At 69.6% G+C, this 24,444-nt stretch carries 21 protein-coding genes; 11 read left to right on the forward strand and 10 right to left on the reverse strand.

Annotation, left to right across the window (positions count from 1 at the left end; genetic code table 11):
* Positions 1-5: 5 nt before the first annotated feature.
* Together JMF86_RS33635 and JMF86_RS33640 are read right to left on the reverse strand one after the other, a co-directional pair.
* Positions 6-1,169 (reverse strand): aldose epimerase family protein, encoded by a 1,164-nt coding sequence (locus tag JMF86_RS33635; RefSeq protein ID WP_201317353.1) that lies wholly within the window; start codon positions 1,167-1,169, stop codon positions 6-8.
* 99 nt (positions 1,170-1,268) lie between these two features.
* On the reverse strand, positions 1,269-2,174 hold the full coding sequence (locus tag JMF86_RS33640) for an AraC family transcriptional regulator (protein WP_201317354.1): 906 nt from the start codon (positions 2,172-2,174) through the stop codon (positions 1,269-1,271).
* A gap of 121 nt (positions 2,175-2,295) precedes the next feature.
* On the opposite strand from JMF86_RS33640, the gene JMF86_RS33645 reads away from it, so the two are divergent.
* Entirely contained in the window at positions 2,296-3,204 is a 909-nt protein-coding gene (locus tag JMF86_RS33645) for a LysR family transcriptional regulator (protein ID WP_012337491.1), read from the forward strand.
* Between the two features lie 174 nt (positions 3,205-3,378).
* Here JMF86_RS33645 and JMF86_RS33650 read toward each other — a convergent pair whose 3' ends face one another.
* The 6 genes from JMF86_RS33650 to JMF86_RS35200 form a co-directional block, all read right to left on the reverse strand.
* Positions 3,379-4,866: a mechanosensitive ion channel family protein gene (locus JMF86_RS33650; protein WP_201317355.1), complete on the reverse strand. Its 1,488-nt coding sequence runs from the start codon at positions 4,864-4,866 to the stop codon at positions 3,379-3,381.
* A 111-nt stretch (positions 4,867-4,977) separates the two neighbouring features.
* The gene (locus JMF86_RS33655) at positions 4,978-5,403 is read right to left on the reverse strand and encodes a DoxX family protein (protein WP_201317356.1); all 426 of its coding nucleotides are present in this window, start codon (positions 5,401-5,403) and stop codon (positions 4,978-4,980) included.
* 229 nt (positions 5,404-5,632) lie between these two features.
* On the reverse strand, positions 5,633-7,438 hold the full coding sequence (locus JMF86_RS33660; protein WP_011545660.1) for a winged helix-turn-helix domain-containing protein: 1,806 nt from the start codon (positions 7,436-7,438) through the stop codon (positions 5,633-5,635).
* Between the two features lie 445 nt (positions 7,439-7,883).
* Entirely contained in the window at positions 7,884-8,705 is an 822-nt protein-coding gene (locus JMF86_RS33665) for an alpha/beta fold hydrolase (RefSeq protein WP_201317357.1), read from the reverse strand.
* A 64-nt stretch (positions 8,706-8,769) separates the two neighbouring features.
* Positions 8,770-9,201 (reverse strand): DUF3331 domain-containing protein, encoded by a 432-nt coding sequence (locus JMF86_RS33670; RefSeq protein WP_011545662.1) that lies wholly within the window; start codon positions 9,199-9,201, stop codon positions 8,770-8,772.
* A 126-nt stretch (positions 9,202-9,327) separates the two neighbouring features.
* Positions 9,328-9,747, reverse strand: coding sequence for a hypothetical protein (locus tag JMF86_RS35200; RefSeq protein ID WP_236593050.1), 420 nt, complete (start codon positions 9,745-9,747; stop codon positions 9,328-9,330).
* On the opposite strand from JMF86_RS35200, the gene JMF86_RS33675 reads away from it, so the two are divergent.
* Entirely contained in the window at positions 9,728-10,549 is an 822-nt protein-coding gene (locus JMF86_RS33675; protein WP_230462067.1) for an alpha/beta fold hydrolase, read from the forward strand. The two genes, JMF86_RS35200 and JMF86_RS33675, sit on opposite strands and share 20 nt — an antisense overlap.
* Positions 10,550-10,649: 100 nt before the next feature.
* On the opposite strand, the gene JMF86_RS33680 is transcribed toward JMF86_RS33675, so the two are convergent.
* Entirely contained in the window at positions 10,650-12,230 is a 1,581-nt protein-coding gene (locus tag JMF86_RS33680) for an MFS transporter (RefSeq protein WP_201317359.1), read from the reverse strand.
* Positions 12,231-12,313: 83 nt separating this feature from the next.
* On the opposite strand from JMF86_RS33680, the gene JMF86_RS33685 reads away from it, so the two are divergent.
* Together JMF86_RS33685 and JMF86_RS33690 are read left to right on the forward strand one after the other, a co-directional pair.
* The gene (locus tag JMF86_RS33685) at positions 12,314-13,342 is read left to right on the forward strand and encodes an HlyD family secretion protein (protein ID WP_201317360.1); all 1,029 of its coding nucleotides are present in this window, start codon (positions 12,314-12,316) and stop codon (positions 13,340-13,342) included.
* Positions 13,339-14,775 (forward strand): efflux transporter outer membrane subunit, encoded by a 1,437-nt coding sequence (locus JMF86_RS33690; RefSeq protein WP_201317361.1) that lies wholly within the window; start codon positions 13,339-13,341, stop codon positions 14,773-14,775. Before JMF86_RS33685 ends, JMF86_RS33690 begins: the two co-directional genes overlap by 4 nt.
* 25 nt (positions 14,776-14,800) lie before the next feature.
* On the opposite strand, the gene JMF86_RS33695 is transcribed toward JMF86_RS33690, so the two are convergent.
* Positions 14,801-16,072: an NAD(P)/FAD-dependent oxidoreductase gene (locus tag JMF86_RS33695; protein ID WP_027811894.1), complete on the reverse strand. Its 1,272-nt coding sequence runs from the start codon at positions 16,070-16,072 to the stop codon at positions 14,801-14,803.
* Positions 16,073-16,301: 229 nt separating this feature from the next.
* On the opposite strand from JMF86_RS33695, the gene JMF86_RS33700 reads away from it, so the two are divergent.
* The 7 genes from JMF86_RS33700 to JMF86_RS33730 all read left to right on the forward strand — a co-directional run.
* Positions 16,302-16,574, forward strand: coding sequence for a ubiquitin carboxyl-terminal hydrolase 14 (locus JMF86_RS33700; RefSeq protein WP_201317362.1), 273 nt, complete (start codon positions 16,302-16,304; stop codon positions 16,572-16,574).
* Positions 16,575-16,913: 339 nt separating this feature from the next.
* A complete protein-coding gene (locus JMF86_RS33705; protein WP_201317363.1) occupies positions 16,914-18,200 on the forward strand; it encodes a cytochrome c in 1,287 nt (428 codons plus the stop codon).
* The gene (locus JMF86_RS33710; protein ID WP_006498476.1) at positions 18,197-18,697 is read left to right on the forward strand and encodes a (2Fe-2S)-binding protein; all 501 of its coding nucleotides are present in this window, start codon (positions 18,197-18,199) and stop codon (positions 18,695-18,697) included. The genes JMF86_RS33705 and JMF86_RS33710 overlap by 4 nt, the downstream gene beginning before the upstream one ends.
* On the forward strand, positions 18,697-20,958 hold the full coding sequence (locus JMF86_RS33715) for a molybdopterin cofactor-binding domain-containing protein (RefSeq protein WP_201317364.1): 2,262 nt from the start codon (positions 18,697-18,699) through the stop codon (positions 20,956-20,958). The genes JMF86_RS33710 and JMF86_RS33715 overlap by 1 nt, the downstream gene beginning before the upstream one ends.
* A gap of 104 nt (positions 20,959-21,062) precedes the next feature.
* The gene (locus JMF86_RS33720; protein WP_006481367.1) at positions 21,063-21,980 is read left to right on the forward strand and encodes a LysR family transcriptional regulator; all 918 of its coding nucleotides are present in this window, start codon (positions 21,063-21,065) and stop codon (positions 21,978-21,980) included.
* 181 nt (positions 21,981-22,161) lie between these two features.
* A complete protein-coding gene (locus JMF86_RS33725) occupies positions 22,162-23,379 on the forward strand; it encodes an MFS transporter (RefSeq protein WP_200159957.1) in 1,218 nt (405 codons plus the stop codon).
* A 78-nt stretch (positions 23,380-23,457) separates the two neighbouring features.
* Positions 23,458-24,444, forward strand: a 987-nt coding sequence (locus JMF86_RS33730; RefSeq protein ID WP_201317365.1) for an alkene reductase, incomplete at its 3' end; no start/stop codon positions are given.

Genomic DNA, 24,444 nt, shown 5'->3' on the forward strand with positions numbered 1-24,444 from the left:
GCCGCTCATCGCGCGCCCACCCGCCACACCGTCACTTCGTGCAGCGTCTCGCCCGGCTTGAGCGCCGTCGACGGGAAGGCCGGATGATTCGGCGAATCGGGAAAATGCTCGGCTTCCAGCGCGAATGCATCGGTTTGCCGGTAGACCGTGCCGCCCTTGCCCGCGACGCTGCCGTTCAACCCGTTGGCCGTATAGAACTGCAGCCCCGGCTGCGTCGTGTACAGCTCGAGGAAACGCCCCGACGCCGGGTCGTAGGCACGCGCGGCGAACGCCGGCGCCGGCTGGCCGCCCTGGTCGAGCACCCAGTTCTGGTCGTAGCCATGCGCGATCGCGAGCTGCGGATACGCATCGCGCAAATGCGCGCCGATCGGCGTCAGCTGGCGCAGGTCCATCGGCGTGCCCGCAACGCTCGCCAGTTGCCCGGTCGGAATCGACGTATCGTCGGTCGGCGTGAAGCGCGATGCGGCGATCTCGATGAGTTGCCGCTCGACGCTGCCGCCCGCCTGCCCGGCCAGATTGAAGTAGCTGTGGTTGGTCAGGTTGACGACCGTATCCTTGTCCGTCGTGGCCCGGTAGTCGATGCGGATCTGGTTGTCGCGGGTCAGCGTATAGGTCACGTCCGTCGTCAACGTGCCGGGGAAGCCGTTCTCGCCGTCGGGGCTCACGTAGCGCAGCGTGACGCTCGAACCGGTCGTGTCGCTGTGCGTGCCGGTGACCGTCCAGACCTTCGCGTCGAAACTGTCGGGGCCGCCGTGCAGCGTGTTCGGCCCGTCGTTGACCGGCAGCTTCCACGTCTTGCCGTCGAGCGCGAAGCGCCCGCCCGCGATGCGGTTCGCATACCGGCCGATCAGCGCGCCGAAATGGATGTTGCCGTTGTGCGCCTCGTAGTCGCGCAGCGAATCGAAGCCGAGCACGATGTCGGCCGCGTGCCCGGTGCGGTCAGGCACGTCGAGCGCGGTCACGATACCGCCGTACGTGATGACTTTCAGCGTCACGCCGCGCCGGTTCGCGAGCGTGTACTGGCTCACCGCCTGCCCGGTCGCGGTCGTCCCGTAATCGGCGCGGCTGATCGAGACTTCGGGCGCCGCCGATGCAACGGCTGCGTGCAGCCCGAACGTTGCGAACACACCTATCGCGAGCATCGGTCGTCGCGGCCAGCGTCGTTTCATGAAGACCTCCCAAGTGATGCGGCCCGTGCCGGTGCGCAAGTTGCGTGCCTGCACGTCGCCGCGTTTGTCATGCCGTGCTCCGCATCCGCATCGCGACGCTCACGTATGGTCCGCGCGCCACCGGCGAGGCGTGACGCCGGTCAAGCGCGTGAAGGTGCGCGAGAAATGGCTCTGATCGGCGAAGCCGCACGCAACGGCGATCATGCTCAACGGCATGTTCGGGTCGCGCATCCATTCCTTTGCCCGTTCGACGCGCTGCACGATGAGCCAGCGATGCGGCGGCAGCCCGGTCGTTCGATGAAACGCCTTGACGAAATGGCCGCGAGACAGCCCGCACGCGCTCGCCACGTCGGCCAGACCGATGTTGCCGTCGAGGTGCGCGAGCAGCAACTCCTTCGCGCGGCGCGCCTGCGACGGCGTGAGCTTGCCGTCCGACCTTTCCCGCCGCTCGCCGACGCCGCCGTAACGATGCGCGACGTGCGCCTGAAACGCCAGCCCCACGTGATCGATGAAGATCTGCGACGCTTCAGCGGGGCGGGCCAGCGCGGGCAGCAGCGCGTGCCCGAGCGCATGGATGATCGAGTCGTGGGTGCTCAGATGCGGCGGCAGATAAAGCTGCGGCCGCTGCCGGCCGCCGAGGTCGTCGACCGTTTCCTCGAGCGTGTGGCGCGGCAGATGGAAATGCAGGCAATCGAACGCACCCTGGAGGTCGGCCACCCAGCGACGGTCGAGATCGTAGATCGACACGGTTCCCGCGTCATACGGAACGAACGGTGCGGGGCGGCCGTCGAGCCACAGATCCTGCTCGCCGAACGGGTGCAACTGCAGCACGATCAGGTCCGTATTCTCGAGTTCATAGGGCGCGGTCAGCCCCATGTTCCTGCGCAAGCTCTTGAGCCGGACGATACCGATTTGCCCGTTCGGCAACGCTTGCGTGACGACGGTCTGCCTGACGTCGGCCGGGAGGAAATCGGACGATGGGGTGTCCGGCTGCGGGGCGCTCATGGGGCGAGGCGGGAAGGTGAATGACGAGGCTTATCACTCTAGCAAATCGCGGCGACGCACGCTGCTCGCGCCGCACCCCGCACTGGTATGATGCGCCAGCCACCCCCTACCGGAATTCGCGATGAAGCTGTCATTCGAAGCGCTCGAAGCCCTGGACGCGATCGACCGCACCGGCACCTTTGCCGAAGCAGCGGAACTGCTGCATCGGGTCCCGTCCGCGCTCACGTACCTGGTGCAGAAGCTCGAAAGCGATCTCGGCGTGGCGCTGTTCGACCGCAGCGGACGGCGCGCGAAGCTCACGCATGCGGGCCGCATCGTCGTCGAGGAAGGCCGGCGCCTGCTGCGTGCGGCCGAGCAGCTCGAAATGAAGGCGCTGCGTGCGCAACAGGGCTGGGAAACGGAAGTCCGCGTCTGCATCGACGAGATCTTGCCGTTCGACGCGCTGTGGCCGTACGTCCACCGGTTCTACGCACTCGGGATGGACACGCGGTTGCGGCTGTCGACGGAAGTGCTCGGCGGCGCGTGGGATGCGCTGATTTCGCGGCGGGCGGATCTCGTCGTCGGCGCGGCGGGCGAACCGCCGGAATTGCCGGGCATCGTCGCAAGGCCGATCGGCTCGCTGAAACACGTGTTCGCGGTCGCGCCGTCCCATCCGCTCGCGGCGCTGCCCGAACCGCTGTCGATGGCGTCGGTCGTCCAGTATCGCGGCGCGGTGATCAGCGATACATCGCGCGAACTGCAGCCGCAGTCGGTCGCGATCGATGCGGGCCAGCCGTATCTCGCGGTACCGACGCTGGCCGCGAAGCTGGAAGCGCAATGCGAAGGGCTCGCGGTCGGCACGCTGCCCGAATGCATCGCGGCGCGCGCGATCGCCGACGGCAAGCTCGTCGCGCGCCAGGTGACCGGCATGCGCGATACCACGCACTGCTATCTCGCGTGGCGTGGCGACGAGGCGGGCCGCGCGCTGCACTGGTGGGTCGAGCAACTCGACCAGCCCGATCTCGTCGATCGTTTCACGACGCCGGACTGACGCGTCCGTTCGCGGCCCGCCGGCACGCGGGGACCACACACGCCGGCCGCCCGTCGATGGCTGACGGCCCGGCATCGCGCGCATCATGCAGCGCCCCGGCACGGCGCCACGCGCCGCGAAAGAAAGCGCATGCCCATCCCCTCGCGCCGGCGACCCTCGCGATCCGGCCGCACGTCAGCCGAGCGAATCGTGCAGCCGTTTCATTTCCTTCTCGAGCCAGCCGATCAGGCTGAACCCGGCGTGCGCCTTCTCGACCGGCGGAATCATCACCCGTTCCTCGGTCGCGATATGGTCGGTGAGCGACTCGCACATCAGCCTGCCGAGCGCCGGCTTCCTCGCGATCAATGCCGACAGATCCTCGCTGCGAAGCTGATGCACGGTCATCGCGGTCACCGCGTGAACGGTCGCATGAAGCCGCGTGCCGGCGAGCACGACGGACTGCCCGATCGCATCGCCCGGCGCCATCCGCCGGACTTCCACATCGCCGGACGCGCCCGGCACGAACACCGCCGCGACGCCCGATTCGACGATCGTCAGCACGCGCGATTCCGCATTCGACGCGTAGATCACGTCGCCCTTGCCGAACGAACGCGCGACCAGCGCATCGGCCAGCACGGCCAGATCGTCGTCGTCCACGCGCGCGAACAATTCGACCGCGCGCAACAGCAGTAGCCGGCGCGATACCGGCTGCCCTGGCGAGGTCGATGACGATGCAGCCGCCGGCGCAGGACCCGCGAGCGGTCGCCACGCGACACCCGCCGCGGCCAGATGCCGATGCGCGAGATCGTAGAGCGCGTTGCGCACGGTGATTTTCTTCTGCAGCGCGTCGACGTAGCAGACGAGTTCGTACTGGATCGCGTTCGCGCGGAACGCCTTCACGACCGCGATCGGCGCGGGGCGCGCGAGCACGTCGAGCGAACTCGCCGCGGCCCGCTCCAGCGCACCGACGGCCACCGCCGGCCGCACCGCGGGATCGAGGTCGAGCGCGAGCGTCACGCCGTGCAGACCCGCGGGTTCACTGAGATTCACGATCGTCGCGCGCGCCGCGATGCTGTTCGGCACGACGACCAGGTTGCCGAGGCTGTCGATCAGCTTCGTCGCACGCCAGTTGCTCTCGACGATGCGCCCTTCGAGCTCGCCGATCGAGACCGTATCGTCGAGCCGGAACGGTTGCGTGGTATTCAGCACGAGCCCGGAGAACACGTCGTTCAGCGTGTTCTGGAGCGCGAGGCCGAGTATCACCGCCACGGCGCCGGAGGTCGCGACCAGGCCGCTCAACGGCAGGCCGAGCACGTAGCCGAGGGCGGCCACCGCGGCCGCGCCAAACACGACGGCTTCGGCGAGGTCGTGAAACAGCCGCTGGTTGCGCCACGCATGCGGCAGCAGCAGATGATTGAGCAGCAGACTGAACACGATCGCGCACTGAAGCCACCAGGCGATGCAGACGGCCTGGACCACGATCCGATCGAGCCCGCCGAGCGACGCGGGCACGGCGAGCGGGCTCACGCCGGTCGCGAACAGCACCGCGCTCAGCGCGGCGAACGCCGCACAGCGCCGGATGGCGCGCGCCACGGCGCGATTGCGCCCGACCAGCCGCCACGCGGCGAGATCGGCCAGCACGATCGGCGCGCCGTAGAGCGCCGTATCGGAGAAATTCAACATGTCGGAACGCACGCGCGGTGTGCGAAAGGATGGACGCGGCGGCACGTACGTCGCCGCGCGGACGGAATCGTCGGGCACATGGCGTGCGGGCCGCCGACGTGCTGGCCGCGGCTAGGCGCGCCGGCGCATGACGCCCGGCAATGGCAGCGGCAGCACGTAGCGGCCGGTGCCCGCGATCGCGATCGTGCCGAACAGGATCAGCAGCATCCACGCGAACTGCGCATCGCGCAGCGGCCAGTCGGGGTGGACGAACACCAGCGCGACGAGCGTGACGATCATCACCGGCAGCGCCGCCAGCCTCGGGTACAGACCGACGATCATGAAGACCGGGCACACGACCTCCGCGAAGATCGCGAACAGGATCGACAGCGTGCGGCCGAGATGGAACGGATCTTCGATGGCCGCGGCTTCGGCCGTGTAATGCACGATCTTTGGCAAGCCGTGCACCACGAGCAACAGCACGCTGGCGGCGACGCGCAGGAACAGCAGGCCGAGATCGGTCGCGTGACGGGAAAGGTCGGGTTGGTCAGGTTTCATGCGCGGTTCGTCGGTTGAGCGGGATGCACGGCGACGCGTGCGCCGGGCGTTGCGCCGCGCCGGCGTTCAGCGGGATCGCGCGACGTCGGCGAGCGCACGTGGTCGATGCGCATGCGTGCCGACGGAGTGTCGGCACGCGCCGTTCAGGCAATCTACGCGCGCCGCCTGCCGCCGTCCTGTATCCGGGCTGAATCGTTCTGAAACATCGGGGACGCGCACGAAGCCGGCGTCACGACTCGCGCGACGGCAGCTCGGCCTCGGCCGCATCGAATCCGAGTGCATGGACCTCCGACCACGCATCGTGCACGACCTGCGTCGACCCCGCGGTATGCGCGAGCGCCGCCGCATACGCGGCCAGCACCCGCACGCGTGCATCGTCGGATACCCCGGTTGCATCCGCGTCGCGCATCGCATCGAGCGCGACACGCGCGCGCTCGCGACATTCGTCGACGAGCGACAGATCGAACAGGCACGGCACCGCGACGGCCGTAAGCGCGATGCCGAGCGCCGCGTCGCCCTGGGCCGAAAATGCCCAGTCGAGCGCGGCACGCAGATTGCCGAGCTCGCGCCGGACCGCATCGAGCCGGGTCGCGCCCTCCGGCCCGCTGCCCGGCGCGTCGCCATCGTGGGCCGCGCGCCGGAACAACGCGAGGAAGTAGGTCGCGTGCGCGCGCGCCGCAGCCGCCCCCTCGCCGTGACTGTCGAGCTGCTGTTGCGCGTAGGCCCGCGTGGTCGTCAGCAGCCGGTAGCGCGGCACGCCGTGCGCGGTTTCGAGGATCACCAGCGATTTCGACACGAGGCCGGCGATCGTATCGAGCAGATCGGCGCCGGCCAGCCCGTTGGCGCCGACGACCTCGCGCACGGCCTCGATCGAGAAGCCGTCGCGAAACACGCCGAGCCATCGCAGCAGCAGGCGCTCGGCGTCTCCGAGCAACCGGTAGCTCCAATCGTACATCGCCTGCAGCGTCTGGTGGCGCGGCAACGCGGTGCGAAAACCGCCGGTCAGCAGCCGGAAGTGATCGTCGAGATGGGCGGCCAGCACGTCGATGCCCAGCACGGCGGCGCGGGCCGCCGCCAGCTCGATCGCGAGCGGCAGGCCGTCGAGGCGGCGGCAGACCGACGCCATCAACGCCAGGCTGCGCGCGTCGAGCGGAAAACGCGGATCGGCCGCGCGGGCCCGCGCCGCGAACAACTGCACCGCGCTGGCGTTCATCGCCTCGCGGTCGCCCGCGCCTTCGTCGGGGACGTCGAGCGGCGGCACCGGGCACACGCGCTCGCCGTGGATGCGCAGCGATTCGCGGCTCGTCGCGAGCACGCACAGCCCGTCGTCCGCATCGGTGAGCGCGCTCGCGATCTGCGCGGCGGCGTCGAGCAGGTGCTCGCAATTGTCGAGCACGAGCAGCATCCGGCGACGCGCGACGCTGGCGAGCACCGCTTCGAGGGTCAGCGACCCGGTCGGCTGCGTGATGCCGAACGCGCCGGCCAGCGCGTCAGGCACGAAGCGCGGACACGCGACGGTCGCGAGCGAAACGAATACTGTGCCTTCCGGAAAGCGTGCGTCGGCGCGCGCCGCCGCTTCGATCGCGACGCGCGTCTTGCCGATGCCGCCCGCGCCGACCAGCGTCACGACGCGCGCGCCCTGCAGCGCGGCCAGCACGTCGGCGACCGTCTGTTCGCGGCCGAACAGCGTGCTCGGCGCCGCGGACGGCCGCCACGTCGCGGGACGCACGGGCGCGTCGCCGTCGTCCTGCCCGGCGACCAGCCGATAGCCGCGGCCCGGCACCGTCACGATCAGGTTGCGGTCGCCGGCCAGCGCCTTGCGCAGCGACGCGATGTGCACCTGCAGGTTGTTTTCCTCCACCACGGTGTGCGGCCATACGCGCTGCATGATGTCGTCTTTCGATACCAGCGCACCGTTCGCCCGAATCAACAGCTCGAGAATTTCGAATGCGCGGCTGCCGATGCGCAGCAGCTTGCCGTTCGAACGAATTTCACGTCTGTCGAGAAAAACGTGAAGTGTTCCAATCCGGATCATGAGAATTTCTTGAGGGTGACATTCAACGGCGCCCCACTGAAATCGGGTGCCGGTTCCGCATCAATGCTACGGTATTTGCATGGTCGAATGATTCAAATTATCAGAATGAACGGCTCGAATTTTTTGAAATGACGAAAAATACCGCCGTGCGGCGCTGTTTGCGCCCGAGCACCGCCCAGGCACCGAAATACGGCGAGGCCACGCACGTTTCACGTGCAAATCGTGCATGCGTCCATGAATTCGATTTCGATATATCAGACGAAATGTTTTTCGCGCGGAGAAATACGGCGCATTTTCTTTTCGATTCGCACGGCCGGTTTATTTTCGGCGCCTCTATCGTGCCGGCCGAATATCCGTCGGTTCATTTGCGTGCGCGGCCGGCGCGATGCGCCGCGCGAAACGGGCGGCGCGTGCCCCACGCCGCCGCCGGTCGGCGTCGCGGAGCTCAGTCCTGCGCGAACGCCAGCAATTCGTCGTTCAGCCGGGCCGCATGCGTCAGGTACAGCGCATGCGGCCCGCCTTCATAGACGCTCAGCGTCGCATTCGGCACGCGTTTCGCGGTCGCGGCGCCGGTCAGCGCGAGCGGCGCCGTCTGGTCGTCGTCGCCGTGAATCACGCGCGTCGGCACGTCGAACCGTTGCAGGTCGGCGCGGAAATCGGTTTCGGAAAATGCGCGAACGCACTCGAGCGTGCCCTTCAGCCCGCCCAGCAGCGCCATCACCGAGGTCCAGCCGAGCGCCGCGCGCGACACCGTCGAGCCGCCGCGGTTCGAACCGGTAAAGAGCGGCCAGAAGCCGTCGAAAAACGCCGCGCGATCGGCCACGATGCCCGCGCGAATGCCGTCGAATACCGCGACGTCCACGCCTTCCGGATGATCGTCGCGGCGCGCGACAATCGGCGTCACGGAGCCGATCAGCACCGCCTTCGCGATGCGGCGCGTGCCGTGCCGGCCGATGTAGCGGGCCACCTCGCCGCCGCCCATCGAAAAGCCGACGAGCGTCACGTCATGCAGGTCGAGCGTCTCGAGCAGCGTCGCGAGATCGTCGGCCAGCGTGTCGTAGTCGTAGCCGCTCCACGGTTGATCGGACCGCCCGAAGCCGCGCCGGTCGTACGCGATGCCGCGCAGGCCGTGCGACGCCACGTGATGCATCTGCACGTCCCACATGTCGGCATTCAGCGGCCAGCCGTGAATGAACACGACCGGGCGGCCGCTGCCCCAGTCCTTGTAGTGGATCGACACGCCGTCGCGGGTGGTGAACGTGCTCATGAAGGTTCCTTTCGAGTAGGGAAGCCGCGCCCACGGACGCGGCCAAAGCGTGCGGCGCGGCGCGTCATGCGCGGGACTGCCGGGCGACGAACTGCTCGAGCGCCGTCGCGAGCACCATCTCGCGGCAGTTCGCGGGGCGTTTCTCGCCGCGCCACTGGGGTTTGTAGATCGCGTCGCCGACCCGGATCGGTTGCCCGGTGAGCGCGCAGCGCGCCAGCCGGCGCGCCTTCGCGCTGATCCAGCGTTGTTCGTCGTAGCGGCAGCGCGTCGGATCGCTCCACGACACCAGCATCGACGAATCGGTCTGCCGCTCGACGGCGACGATCGCGCTGCGGCGGCGCACGTCGCCGCTCGACGGCACCGGCGCATCGTCCCGATGCGGGCGACGCGAGCCGTCCGCCTCTCGCGTGCGCGGCAGCGGCGGCATCCGGACGCCCGTGGCAGATAGCGGTCCGAGCGACGTGATCATGTGCTCCCAGCGATTGAAGGCGTCCATGGCGGCTTATCCAGGCAGGTGACGGGCGGCGCGGGCCGGTCGGCCCCGTTCGCGTGGCGCGCGACGTGTGCCGATGACCCGATGCTGACGATAGCCGCCGTGCGCTGAAGAGTCCCGGTCGCGGCCTTAATTTTTCTGCAGTGCGGCAAATCCGTTGGCGGCGCCGCGGCGTTCAAGAGAATTCAGCCGGATTTCAGTACGGCGCGCACCGCGCCGGATTACGCTCCCGACGGCATTCGTTCGTCCGCGCGCCACCATCGACGCGCGACGGCGCACGCCGGCCGGCTGCCGGGCGGGATGGCCGCGACCAGCCGCCACCGATCCACCATCCCGTGCGGCCTCGCCGCCGCATACCTCAGGAGTCCAGATGCATCCCGAACAGACCGACGCCGTTTCGTCGGCCCGCCGCCGCGACATGTTGCTCGCCGGCGCGACGGCCGTTGCCGCAGCCGCGCTGCCCGCCATAGCGGCCGCGGCCGGCACGCCGTCCCACAGCCCCTCTTCGGCCCACTCAGGAGCGCACACGATGAACACGATCACCACCAAGGACGGCACGCAGATCTACTTCAAGGATTGGGGCAGCGGCCGCCCGGTCGTGTTCTCGCACGGCTGGCCGCTGTGCGCGGACGCGTGGGACGCACAGATGCTGTTCCTCGTGCAGCACGGCTATCGCGTGATCGCGCACGACCGCCGCGGCCACGGCCGTTCGAGCCAGCCGTCGCGCGGCAACGACATGAACACGTATGCGGACGATCTCGCCGCGCTGCTCGACGCGCTCGACGTGCGTGAAGCCGCGCTCGTCGGCCACTCCACCGGCGGCGGCGAAGTCGCGCGCTACATCGGCCGCCATGGCACGAAGCGCGTGGCGAAGGCGGTGCTGATCGGCGCGGTGCCGCCGCAGATGGTGAAGTCGCCGACCAATCCGGGCGGCTTGCCGATGGAAGTATTCGACGGCATCCGCAAGAACGTCGCGGAGAACCGCTCGCAGTTCTACAAGGATCTCGCCGTGCCGTTCTTCGGCTTCAACCGGCCGAACGCGAAGGTGTCGCAGGGCACGATCGACGCATTCTGGTCGCAGGGCATGATGGGCGGCATCCACGGCCAGTACCTGTGCGTGAAGGAGTTCTCGGAAGTCGACTACACCGACGACCTGAAGAAGATCGACGTGCCGACGCTCGTGCTGCACGGCGACGACGACCAGATCGTGCCGATCGACGATTCGGCCCGGCTGTCGTCGAAGATCGTCAAGCACGCGGTGCTGAAGGTGATCGAAGGCGGCTCGCACGGCATGTGCGTCGTGAACGCCGATCGCATCAACGCCGAGCTGCTTGCGTTCCTGCAGGCGTAAGCACGCGGTCCGTCGCGGCAGCGCGCATGCTGCCGCGACGGACGCGACGGACGCGCCGTTCAGGACTTTTCAGGAAATTTCAGACCGCCCGGTGCCACACTTACGGCGCCCGCACCGGGCGCAACAGGATGCCGAGCAGCGCGCCGGCGAGCGCGAACGCCATCGCCACCCGGAAGTTGTCGGCCAGCGCGAGCGTCGTGGCCTGCACGCGCACTGCGCGATCGACGAGCGCATAGGCCGCCTGGTTGCCGGTCGCGAACGTGGCGCCATGCGCGACCAGCGACGCCGCGCCGGCCCGCAGCCGTTCGAGCGTTTCGGGATCCGACAGCGACACATGCAGACCGACGAGATTCGAATGGGTAGCCTCCCTGATCCGCTGAATCACCGCGATCGACGTCGTGCCGAGCTGCCCGCTCAGCAGGCGCGTCGCCTGCACGACCGCGCCGAACGTCAACGCGTGCTCGGCCGTCACGTGCTTGCCGAAGAAGAAGATGACCGACGTGAGCGCCATCGTCTGACCGAGCGCCTGCAGCAGCTGCGACGGGATGAAGTCGGGCTCGGCCCACACCGGCGTGAGCCGCGACCCGAGCGCGAACGCGATCGCCACCATCGCGAAGCCGGCGACGATCAGCCGGCGCGGATCGACCCGCTGCAGCAACAGCGCGACGCACGGCGCGAACAGCAGTTGCGGGATCGCGATCCAGCGCAGCGTATCGCCGATCTGCAACGGCCGCAGGCCGTACGTGCTGGCGAGGAACAGCGACGGGATGAAGCTCGTGTTGAGCACGGTGAAACGCACGAGACCGACGAGCACGATCAGCAGCGCGATGTTGGGCCGCGCGAGGTAGCCGAGATCCAGCCCGGCGCGCGGCGACGCGAGTTCGTGGATCAGGAATGCGGCGATCATCAGGATGCCGGCGGCCAGCAACGCGACGATCAACGGCGATTGCAACCAGAACAGCCGCTCGCCCTGGTCGAGCGCGATGCACAGGCACGCAAACCCGCCCGCGCCGAGCAGCATCCCGCGCGCATCGATGCCGGACGCGAAGCGCTTGATCGGCTCGTCGGCGAGCGACAGCATCAGGCACGCGATGAACGGCACGGTCAGCGCCGCGTTCTGCCAGAACAGCCAGCGCCAGCTCAGATGTTCGCTGTACCAGCCTTCGAGCGTGGCCGACAGGTTCAGCGACATCTCCAGATTCATCGCATACGCGGCGATGCCGAACGGAATCAGCCGCGGCGGCAGCGTGCGCACGACGAAGCCGACCGTCAGCGGCACGAACACGCCGGACGCGAGCCCCGCGATCGCCTGGCACACGATGAACGCGCCGAATTGCGTGCACAGCGGCAGCACGGCTTCCGCGCCGAGAAACACCACGGCGCCCGCGACCAGCACGCGGCGCGTGCCGAACATGAAGGCCGCCGCGATCGCGAGCGGCCCGACGAACATCTGCGACGCGGTGAACGCGGTGTTGATCCACGCGCCTTCGTCGACGCCGACGCCGAGCGCGCCGCGCACGTCGGCCAGCCCGAGCGACGTGATGCGCGACGTCAGCGTCGCGATGATCGCGCCGAGCAGCACGGCCGCGATCGCGGCGATCGACCGAAACGTCGGGATGTCGGAGGCCGGGCCTGCGGCCGGCGCCGGCACGGCACTGCCGGTGGCGAACGTCGTGTTCATCGTCGAGCGGCTCCCGCCTGTCAAGCTGGCGCAAGCATAACGCGGTGCGTCGAATCCTGCCCGTACGACGGAGTTTGCCGATCATGACCCCACCCTCTTCCGCACCGTCGCCCGCTGCGCCCGCGCGTTCCCGGCGGCTGGGCGTCGTCGCGATCGCCGTGATCGCGCTGCTGCTCGTCGCCTTGCTCGTGTGCGAGTTCGACGCACGCGATCGCGGCACCGACGACGCGTACGTGACCGGCCACCTGCACGTGATCTCGCCGCGCGTCGCCGGCACGGTCGAGCGTGTGCTCGTCGACGACAACCAGTTCGTGCATGCGGGCGACGCGCTCGTGCAGATCGACCGGCGCGACTTCGACGTGCGCGTCGCGGCGCAGCGTGCCCGCGTCGCCCAGGCGCATGCCGATGCGAGCCGCGCACGCGCGCTGATCGAGCAGGCGGATGCGGCGCTCGTGTCGGCGCACGCCGACGCCGAAAAGGCCGAACTCGATTACGCCCGTGCCCGCGAACTGACCCGCGAGACGCCGCGCGGCCTGTCGAAGCAGGAGTTCGATGCGGCCGATGCCGCCCGCAAGTCGGCCCGCGCGCGCGTCGCGGCGGCCGATGCGCAACGGCGCAGCGCGCTCGCCGCCGCTCAGGCCGCCGAGGCCGCGTCGAGCCAGAACGACGCCGAGTTGCACGACGCGCTGCTGCAACTCGGCTACACGGCGGTCGTCGCGCCGTCGGACGGCTACGTCGGCAAGAAGACCGTCGAGACCGGCGAGCATGTCGCGCCCGGCCAGGCGCTGCTCACGCTGGTCGAGCCGCATCCGTGGATCGTCGCCAATTTCCGCGAGACACAGCTGCGGCACGTGCGCGCCGGCGACGCCGTCCAACTGCGCTTCGATGCGCTGCCGCAGCGCGCGTTCAGCGGCCGCATCGACAGCCTGTCGCCCGCGACCGGCGCGCAGTTCGCGCTGCTGCCGCCCGACAACGCGACCGGCAATTTCACGAAGGTCACGCAGCGCGTGCCCGTGAAGATCCTGCTCGACGGCCCGGCCGCGACGGAGCCGCGCATCCGGCCCGGGCTGTCGGTCGTCGTCACGCTGCAACCCGGCAGCGAATCGCGATGACGCGCGTCTTCGCCCTGCTCGCCGCGAGCCTGCTGGCCGCGTGCTCGATCGCACCGCAGCCGCTCGCGCCCGCCCCGGTCGAAACCGACCGGTTCCGCCATGCCGATCCGGCGACCGATGCGCACGCACCGTCGCTCGCCGCGTGGCCCGCGTGGTTCGGTGACCCGCAACTCGGCCGCCTCGTCGACGCCGCACTCGCGCACAACCTCGACATCCGCGCGGCGGCCGCGCGCGTCGACCAGGCGCAGGCGCTGCTCGGCGTGCGCGAAGCCCCGCTGGCGCCGACCGTGCGCGTCGACCCGTCGTTCAGCCGCACGCGGGTGTCCGGCACGGTCGACAACGCGCTGCCGAAGCGCACGATGCACAACTGGTCGGTGCCCGTCGCCGCGAGCTACGAAGTCGATCTATGGGGCCGCTTGCGCGGCGATGCCGACGTCGGCGAACAGAACCTGCTGCAGGCGGCGGCCGATCGCGATGCGGTGCGTCTGCGGGTGGCGACCGAAGTGGCCGTCGACTACCTGACGCTGCGCTACGTCGACGACGATCTCGTGACGCTCACGCGCGCGATCGGGCTGCGACGCACCGCGCTCGACGTGATCGCCGCCCGCGTGCGGGCCGGCGCGGCCAGCGATCTCGACGGGCTGCGCGCGTCGGCCGATCTCGATACCGCGCATGCCGATCTCGCGGAGAGCCGCCGGCTGCGCGAGAACCTCGTCGACGCCCTCGCGGTGCTGACCGGCGTGTCGCCGACCGCGTTCGACGTCGACACGGGCGCCGTGCCCGTGCAGGTGCCGGAGGTGCCGGCCGGGCTGCCGTCCGCGCTGCTCGCCCAACGCCCGGACGTATTCGCGGCGGCACGGCGCGCCGATGCGGCGTCGCTCGAGCTGGGCATCGCGCGCACCGCGTGGCTGCCGACGCTGACGCTGACCGCCGACGGCGGTTTCGCCACCCGCGACCTGCGCTCGTTTCTCGACCGCAACAGCTCGCTGTGGAGTCTCGGCGCGAACGTCGCGCTGACGCTGTTCGACGGCGGCAAGCGCGATGCCGCGGTGGCCACCGCGCGAGCCGGCACGAACGTCGCCGACGCCAACTACCGCGCGACCGCGATCGGTGCGTTGCGCGACGTGCAGGATGCGCTCAACGACATCGCCGCGCAAAAGGAGCGGATCGTGCGCTACGACAGCGCGGCGCGCGCGACGGACGCGGCGGCGCGGCTGTCGCTGAGCCGCTACGCGCACGGTTACGTCAGCTACCTGGAAGTCATCGACGCCGATCGCGACGCACTGAATGCGCGGCGCCAGCTGATTCACAGCCGGCAGGCGCTGGCCGTCGCGACGGTGAGCCTCGTGCGTGCGTTGGGCGGCGGGTGGACGCCCCCGGGGCACGCCGGCCGGGGCGGGTTGCGCGACGCGACGCAAGCCGACGCGCGATGAACGCATCGAACGGCCCGCGAGCGCGTCACGCGCGCGCGAGCCGATGCGCATCCTCGCCGAGAAACCGGTGCACGAAGGTCACGGCCATCGCGCCTTCGCCGACCGCCGACGCGACACGCTTGACCGAGCCCGATCGCACGTCGCCCGCCGCGAACGATCCCGGCACGCTGGTTTCCAGGTGGTACGGCCGGCGCTCGAGCGGCCACACGCGCTCGAACGCCGGACAGTCGTACAGGTCGCCGCCGGTGACGAGATAACCGTCCGGATTGCGAATGATGTCGGTGTCCTTCGCCCAGTCGGTATTCGGCGCGCCGCCGATGCACACGAACAGGCGCGTGGCCGGCAGCCGTTCGCGCGTGCCGTCCGCCGAGCGAAGCTCGATCGCGTCGAGCCAGCCGTCGCCGTGCAGCGCGGCGACGCTCGACCGGTAGCGGACCTCGATGTTCGGCGTGCGTTCGATCCGGTCGATCAGGTAGCGCGACAGCGTGTCGGCGAGCGACGCGCCGCGCACGAGCATCGTCACCTGACGCGCATGCCGCGAGAAATTCATCGCGGCCTGGCCGGCCGAATTGCCGCCGCCGACGATGAAGACCTGCTCGCCCGCGCACATCGGCGCTTCGCTCGACCCGGCGCCGTAGAACAGCCCCGCGTTGAGAAACGCCGGTTCTTCCGGCAGCCCGAGGCTGCGATATTCGATGCCGGTCGCGCAGATGTTCGCGCGGGCGATCAGGATCGACCCGTCGGCGAGCTCGACACGAATCTTGCCGTCGACGAACGTCGCATGCACGCCCTCGCGCATCGTCAGCAGCTCGACGCCGAACTTCACCGCCTGCTCGCGCGCGCGCTCTGCGAGCTCCGCGCCCGGGATGCCGTCGGGGAAGCCCATGTAGTTCTCGATCAGCGAACTCGTGCCGGCCTGCCCGCCTATCGCGCCGCGCTCGATCACGACCGCGCGCAGCCCTTCGGACGCCGCGTAGACCGCCGCGGACAGCCCGGCCGGCCCCGCGCCGTAGATCGACACGTCGTATTCGACGAAGCGCGGCCGCGCAACCCAGCCGAGCCTTGCGGCGATCTCGGCCAGTGTCGGCTGGTACAGGCGCGAGCCGTCCGGAAAGATCACGACCGGCAGCCGGATGTCGCGCAGCGGCGCGATGCCGAGCACCTGCGCGCAGTCGGCGTCGGACGTCAGCTCGCACCAGTCGTACGCGATCATGCGCCGCTGCAGGAAATCGCGGATCGCATACGCGTCCCTGCTGCGCGGCAGGCCGACGATCCGCACGTGTTGCGGTTGCTCCATGAGCGCCTCCCGATGATGTCGATGTCGAATGCGGTCCGGCCGGTGCGGCGGTGCCGCGGCCGGACGCATTTGCGACTGTACGCCGCCGGTACGCGCCGCGCGGGCCGCTTCATGACAATTAAGGTCCGGCCGCGCCACGACGCCGCACAATGTCGCGTATCCGTCCCGCTTGCGGCCTCGCGCCGGCCCCGCCGCAAGCGTCGCTCCCGCGCCGGCATCGGAGCGCAAGATGGCCAACGCCTGTACGCATCTCGACGAAGTACGTGTGTTCGACACCGACAAGGACTACTGTGAGGAATGCATCAAATCGGGCAGCCGCTGGGTGCATTTGCGGATGTGCCTGGTCTGCGGACACGTCGGCTGCTGCGACTCGTCGCCGAATCGCCACGCGAGCCGGCATTTCCACGACACCGGCCACCGGCTCGTCCGCTCGATCGAGCCCGGCGAGCGCTGGATCTGGTGCTACGCGGACGAAGTCGTCGCGGGCGAGGTTCCGTCGTAACGCGACGTGCGGGGCGGCTGCGGACGATGGCCGCCCGTCATCGTCCCCCGGGCGCCGAACCGGGACCGATCCGGGGCCGGACACCGTTCAGAACGTTTCAGCGCCGCTTCAGGCAATGGAAGCGGCCTCTGCGTAGACTGCCGTTCATGAGCTGCCGCGCAGAACGGCGCGTGCGCCCGTTATCGACTGCTGGAGTGACAACATGATCCCCGCCGCCCATCACCGCCGCTCGGCAACACGCTCGCGGCCGCATCGGACGACCCCGCACGGCCGACCCGCATCGTCCGGTGTCGCCGCGCCTCGCATCGCTTGCGGCGCACCGCGTCGCCCGGAGCACGCATGAAGCACAAACGACTCTGGTTCGGCGCGGCCGGCATCGCGGTCGTCGGCCTCGCGGTCGCGATCGGCATCATGGTGCGGCCGTCGATCGCGCCGATCGATCCGCCCGCCCCCGCGTCGTTCGATCCGCAGCTGGTACGCGCCGGCGCGCGCGTCGTCGCGCTCGGCGACTGCATCGTGTGCCACACCGCGAAGGACGGCAAGCCGTTCGCGGGCGGGCTGCCGCTCGCGACGCCGTTCGGCACGATCTACGCGACCAACATCACGCCGGACGCCGAAACGGGGATCGGCCGCTGGTCGCGCGATGCGTTCGCCCGCGCGCTGCGCACCGGCATCGGCCGCAACGGCCAGCCGCTCTACCCGGCGTTTCCGTACATTCATTTCACGCGAATGTCGGACGACGACATCGCCGCCGCGTACGCGTACCTGATGACGCGTGAACCGGTCCACGCGACGGCGCCCGCCAACGACCTGATCTTTCCGCTGAACTTCCGCCCGCTGGTCGCGTTCTGGAACGTGCTGTTCCTGCGCGAAGGCGCGTATCGGCCGGACCCCGCGCAGTCCGCGCAATGGAACCGCGGCAGGATGCTCGTCGACGGGCTCGGCCACTGCGCGTCGTGCCATTCGCCGCTGAACGCGATCGGCGGCGAGCAGCGCGGCCGCGCGTTCGACGGCGGCATCGTCGACGGCTGGGAAGCGCCGCCGCTCAATGCGCTCGGCCAGGCCGCGCGGCCGTGGACGCAGGCACAGCTCGTCACCTACCTGCGCACCGGCCGCGCGAGCGAGCACGGCGCGGCGGCCGGGCCGATGCTGCCGGTCACGCGCGACCTCGCGACGGTGCCGGTGGAGGACGTCGAGGCGATCGCCGCCTACATCCTGTCGATCCAGAAGCCGGCGAACGCGCGTGCGACCGCCGCCGCGAAGCCGGTCGAACGCGCCGCGACGACGCCGGCCGCGCAACGCGGCGCGACGCTGTTCCAGGCGTCGTGCGCGCAGTGCCACGGGCCGGCCGCGCCGATGCAGTCGATCGGCGAACGGCCGACGCTTTCGTTCAGCACGGCGGTCAACGCCGATACGCCGCGCAACGCGATCCAGATGATGTTCAACGGCATCGGCTGGCACGGCGAGGACACGCTCAACTACATGCCGTCGTTCATCGACCAGTACGACGACGCGCAGATCGCCGATCTCGCCGCGTACGTGCGCGAGACCTATACCGATCGTCCCGCGTGGCCGGGCGTCGACGCGATGGCCGCGAAGCTCAGAAAAGAGGACACCGCACGATGATTACCCTCACCGTCAACGGCGTGCGGCACACGCTGGACATCGATCCGTCCACGCCGCTGCTGTACGCGCTGCGCAACGACCTGCACCTGCACGGCGCGAAGTTCGGCTGCGGCCTCGGCCAATGCGGCGCCTGCACCGTGATCGTCGACGGCAAGCCGACCTTCTCGTGCCTGATGCCGGTGGCCGCGGTCGGCGCGCGCAGCGTGCGCACCATCGAAAGCCTCGGCACCGCCGAGCATCCGGGCCCGCTGCAACGCGCGTTCATCGAGCACCAGGCCGCGCAGTGCGGCTACTGCATCGCCGGGATGATCATGCGCGCGCAGGCGCTGCTCGAACGCAATCCGAAGCCGACCGAACAGGAACTGCGCACGCACATGGAACCGAATCTGTGCCGCTGCGGCACGCATATGCGGATTCTCGCGGCGGTGCGCTCGGTCGCGGGGCTGCCGGCCCCCGAGCCCGCTTCCGCTCCCGTCACGATCAGCAAGGGGCTGTGATGAATTCCCACGACGACATTGACGAAGGCCGCCGGCACTTCATCGTCTCCGGCGCGCTGTTCGTCGCGTTCAGTCTCGCGCCCGCGTCGCGCGCGGCCGCGCAGCTGGTGATCGCCGACGAAGGTGCGGCCGTCCACGTGGCGAAAGCCACCCAGGCGCTCGCGGGCAGCCTGAAGACCAATCCGCTGCTCGACGCGTGGGTCAAGATCGCGCCCGACGGCAAGGTCACCGTGTTTACCGGCAAGGTCGAGCTCGGCACCGGCGTGCGCACCGCACTGCTGCAGGTGGCCGCCGAGGAACTCGACATGAAGCCGTCGCTGATCACGTTCCTGACCGCCGACACCGGCGCGTCGCCGGACGAAGGATTGACCGCCGGCAGCCACACGATGGCCGACAGCGGCTCCGCGCTGCTGAACGCCACCGCGCAGGTGCGCGCGCTGCTGGTGGAAGGCGCGGCGAAACGCTTCGGCGTCGATCCGCGCGTGCTGACCACCGCCGACGCGGTGATCAAGGCACCCGACGGCCGCACGATGACCTACGGCGACGCGATCCGCACGGTCGACCTGCATCGCAATGCCGCGCCCACGTCGCCGCTGAAGAACCCGGCGACGTTCGCCGTGATCGGCACGTCGCTGCCGCGCGTCGACATCCCGAGCAAGGTCACGGGCGGCGTCAGCTACGTGCAGGACATGCAGTTGCCCGGCATGCTGCACGCACGGGTCGTGATGCCGCCGGTGTACGACGCGACGCTGCTGTCGTTCGACGAAGCCGCGATCCTGAAGCTGCCCGGCGTCGTGCGGATCGTGCGCAACGGCAGCATGCTCGCGGTGGTCGCGCAGGGCGAGTGGCAGGCGGTGGTCGCGCAGCGCGCGCTCGCCGCCGGCTGCCGCTGGTCGCCGGGCCGCAAGCTGCCCGAGCGCGGCACCGTGCACGCGGACCTGAAACGGATCTCGACGCAGCGCATCGAGATCGCGAACACGCATGCGGCCACCGCGCCGGCCGTGAAGACGCTGAATGCGACGTTCCTGAAGAACTACCTGCTGCACGGGTCGATCGGGCCGTCGTGTTCGGTCGCGCATCTCGAGAACGGGATGATGACGGTGTGGACCCACTCGCAGGGCGTCTACCCGCTGCGCGACGCGCTCGCGGAGATGCTGTCGATGCCGAAGGCCAGCGTGCGCTGCATTCACACCGAGGGCTCCGGCTGCTACGGCCACAACGCGGCGGACGACGCGGCCGCGCACGCCGCGCTGATCGCCGCCGCGATGCCGGGCAAGCCGATTCGCGTGCAATGGATGCGCGAACAGGAACACACGTGGGATCACTTCACGCCCGCGATGGTGACCGAGGTCAGCGCGTCGCTCGATGCGGGCGGCCGCATCGTCGACTGGAACTATGCGTTGTGGAGCAGTTCGCACAACGAGCGGATCGTCAACGCCGGCCGGCTGCTGCCCGCGCGGATGCTCGAGCCGCCGTTCGTGCCCGCGCCGTCGACGCCGATGCTGCAGCCGGAGGGCGGCGGCGATCGCAACGCGATCCCGCTGTACGCGCTGCCGAACCAGCACATCGTCAACAACTTCTCGCCGACGATGCCGCTGCAGACGTCCGCGATGCGCTCGCTCGGCGCGCACACCAACGTCTGGGCGATCGAGAGCTTCATGGACGAGCTCGCGCACGCGGCCGGCGTCGATCCGGTCGAATTCCGGCTGCGTCACATGGAAGACCATCGCGCGCGGCAGGTGATCCAGCTCGCCGCGAAGCACTTCGGCTGGCCGCGGCCGCCGCGCGCGCGCAACCGCGGCGTCGGCTTCGCGTTCGGCAAGTACAAGAACCTGATGGCCTACGTCGCGATCGCGGTCGAGGTGTCGGTCGTGCCGGAAACCGGCCAGGTGACGCTCGAACACGCGGAAGCCGCCGTCGACGCGGGCCAGATCGTGTCGCCGGACGGCATCCGCAACCAGATCGAGGGCGGCATCGTGCAGGCCGCGAGCTGGACGCTATACGAAGCGCTGAAGTACGACACGGAACGGATTCGCAGCTTCGACTGGAGCAGCTACCCGATCCTGCGCTTCTCGGCCGTGCCGCAGAACGTGAAGGTCCATCTGGTCAATCGCCCCGGCGCGCCGTTTCTCGGCGCGGCCGAGGCGTCGATGGGGCCGACCGCCGGCGCGCTGGCCAACGCGATCTTCGACGCGACCGGGCAGCGCATGCGCGAAATGCCGTTCGCCGGCGACGCATTGAGAAAGCGCATCGACGCCTAGCGGGTCGGTCACCCCGCTACGCGCCCCCCCTATATCCGACATGAGACAAGACGGCGCCGGCACGCACCGGCGCCGCATGCCGACCGGCTGGAGTGCTTCCGACGATGGATACCTTGCTTTCGATGCGCGTGTTCACGCGCATCGTCGAAACCGGCAGCTTCACGCGCGCCTCCGACACGACCGGCCTCACCACGCCGCGCGTGTCCGCGCTGCTGAGCGCACTCGAGCAGCATCTCGGCTGCCGGCTGCTGAACCGCACCACGCGGCGCATCTCGCTGACCGAGGACGGTCAGGCCTACTACGAACGTTCCGTCGCGGTGCTGCGCGAGATCGACGACATGGAGGCGTCGGTCTCGCAGGCCCGTAACGTGCCGCGCGGCCGGCTGAAGGTGAACCTGCCGCCCGCGATGGCGAAGCAGGTCGTGGTGCCCGCGCTGCCGGCGTTTCTCGACGCCCATCCGGACATCATGCTCGAACTCGGCGTGACCGACCGGCAGATCGACCTCGTCGGCGAAGGGGTCGACTGCGTGGTACGCATCGGCGCGCTCGACGATTCGGGCATGATCGCGAAGCGGATCGGCAGCCTGACCACCTGTACGTGCGGCTCGCCTGCGTATTTCGCGCGGTGCGGCGAGCCGCAAACCGTCGACGATCTCGCGCAGCACGTCGCGGTCAGTCACATCTCGGCCGACACCGGGCGGCCGCGCCCGTGGGATTACGTGGTCGACGGCGAGCCGCGCATCGTGCAGATGTGCGGCACGGTGGCCGTCAACGACGCGGACAACTACATCGAGTGCGGCGTCGCCGGCATCGGCCTGATCAAGACGTCGCTGTACCTCGTCGAGCCTTACCTGAAATCGGGCCGGCTGCGCGAAGTGCTGACCGATTTCAACGCGCCGGCCCGGCCGATCTCGGTGCTGTATCCGCCCAATCGCCACATCCCGGTCAAGCTGAAGGTGTTCGTCGACTGGCTCGCGGGCCTGTTCGAGCAGATTCCGACGCTGCAGGGCAAACGCGGCTGAACCCGCGCGGCGCGGCACCTTTGCGTGCCGCGCAACGCTCGATTGCGCGGCGTCCCGATTCCGGCCTGAGCGATTGATCACTAGTATCGACGGCAATGCGGTGCACCGTATCGCGGCCAGGCGAGCTCCATGCCGGCGCGACGCTCCGGTGCCCGGCCCTTCCCTTTTCCAGGAGTCGACCATGTCAACGGATTCAACACCGCTCGCGCCGCCCGCGCACGGCGTCAAGCTCACGCAGGGGCTGATCCTGCTGTTCGCGTTCAGTTGCGGCGCAATCGTCGCGAACCTCTACTACGCGCAGCCGATCACCGAGCTCATCGCGCCGGGCCTGCACATGTCCGGCAACACGGCGAGCCTGATCGTGTCGCTGACGCAGATCGGCTACGCGCTCGGGCTGTTCTTCATCGTGCCGCTCGGCGACCTGCTCGAAAACCGCAAGCTGATGATCGTGACGGCCGTCGTGTCGATCGCGAGCCTCGCGGCGGCGGCGCTCGTGCGCACGCCCGGGCTCTTTCTCGCGATTTCGCTGCTGATCGGGTTCAGCTCGGTGGCCGTGCAGATCCTCGTGCCGCTCGCCGCGCACCTCGCGCCGGACCATTCGCGCGGCCGCGTCGTCGGCACGATCATGAGCGGGCTGCTGCTCGGCATCCTGCTCGCGCGGCCGCTGTCGAGCGTCGTGGCCGACGCGTTCGGCTGGCGCTTCGTGTTCGCGGCGGCGGCCGTGCTGATGACGCTCGTCACGGCCGTGCTCGCGCTGACGATTCCGTCGCGCCAGCCCGATCACCGCGCGACCTATTTCGAACTGATCGGCTCGCTGCTGCACCTCGTTCGTACGATGCCGGTGCTGCGTCACCGCGCGCTCTACCAGGGCCTGATGTTCGCGTCGTTCAGCCTGTTCTGGACCGCCGTGCCCGTCGAGCTGACGCGTCACTACGGGTTGTCGCAATCGGCGATCGGCCTGTTCGCGCTGGTCGGCGCGATCGGCGCGACCTCGGCGCCGGCGGCCGGGCGTCTGGCGGATGCCGGCCATACGGTGCGCGCGACGCTGATCGCGCTCGTCGCCGGCGCGCTCGCGTATGCGGTCGGGTTCGTGCACGGCGCCGGCCTGTACGGGCTCGTCGTCACCGGCATCGTGCTCGACTTCGCAGTGCAGATGAACATGGTGCTCGGCCAGCGCGAGATCTATGCGCTGCACGCGGCGAGCCGCAACCGGCTGAATGCGCTGTACATGACGAGCATCTTCGTCGGCGGCGCCATCGGCTCCGCGCTCGCGAGCCCGCTGTACGAGCATGGCGGCTGGCCGCTCGTCGCCGCGGTGGCCGGCGCGTTCCCGATCGTCGCGCTCGCACACTACCTGCTCGTCGGCCGGCCGCACGCGCAACGCCACGCCGGGGGTTGACCCGCCGTCGCACGCCGAACCGATCCGTTCGCGGGGCGCGCCGCCGCCCCGCTCCCCGTCGAACCACAGGAGTCCATCATGTCTTCCCTGCTCAGTGCTTACGATCTGCGCGGCCTCGCGCTGCCGAACCGCGTCGTGATGGGGCCGATGACGCGCTCGCGCGCGCCGTCGCGCGGGCTGCCCACCGAACTGATGGCCGAGTACTACGCGCAACGCGCGTCGGCCGGCCTGATCGTGACCGAAGCCACCAACGTCAGCCGGGCGTCCGCCGCATTCGAGCTGACGCCGGGCCTCGTCGACGATGCGCAGGCCGCCGCCTGGAAAATCGTCACCGATGCCGTCCATGCGAACGGCGGGCGCATCTTCGCGCAGCTATGGCATGGCGGCCGCGTGAGCTCGCTGACGCTGCTCGGCGGCGCCGCGCCGCTGTCGCCGTCCGGCGTGAACGACGACCTCGAACAGTTGCAGGTCTGGGCGCAGCTGCAGAACGGCTACTACACGAAGATTCATGCGACGCCGTCGCGCGCGATGACGACCGATGAAGTCGTCGCGACCGTCGACGAATTCCGGCAGGCCGCGGCCCGCGCGATGGCCGCGGGCTTCGACGGCGTCGAGATCCACGCCGCCAACGGCTACCTGCCGCACCAGTTCCTGTCGTCGACGCTGAATCGCCGCGACGATCGCTACGGCGGATCGGTCGCGAACCGCGCGCGCTTTCTGGAAGAAATCGTCGACGCGGTCGGCGGCGTGATGCCGCTGAGCCGCGTCGGCGTGCGGATCTCGCCGTACGCGAAATACAACAACGTGCGCGACGCCGATCCGGACGCAACGCTCGCGTACGTCGGCCGGATGCTCGACACGGCGGGCGTCGCCTATCTGCACGCGGCCGACACCAACGGCTGGAGCGGCGAACCCGATCTGCCGCGCATCGTCGATCATGCGCGCCGGTCGTTCCACGGCACGCTGATCGTCAACGGCGGCATTTCACCGGAGGCGGCGAGCGCACTGATCGACGCGGGCGACGCCGATCTCGTCGCGTTTGCCCGCGCGTATATCGCGAACCCG

This window comes from Burkholderia sp. E168m15 (assembly GCF_016586105.1).
GTDB classification, from domain to species: Bacteria; Pseudomonadota; Gammaproteobacteria; order Burkholderiales; family Burkholderiaceae; genus Burkholderia; species Burkholderia orbicola.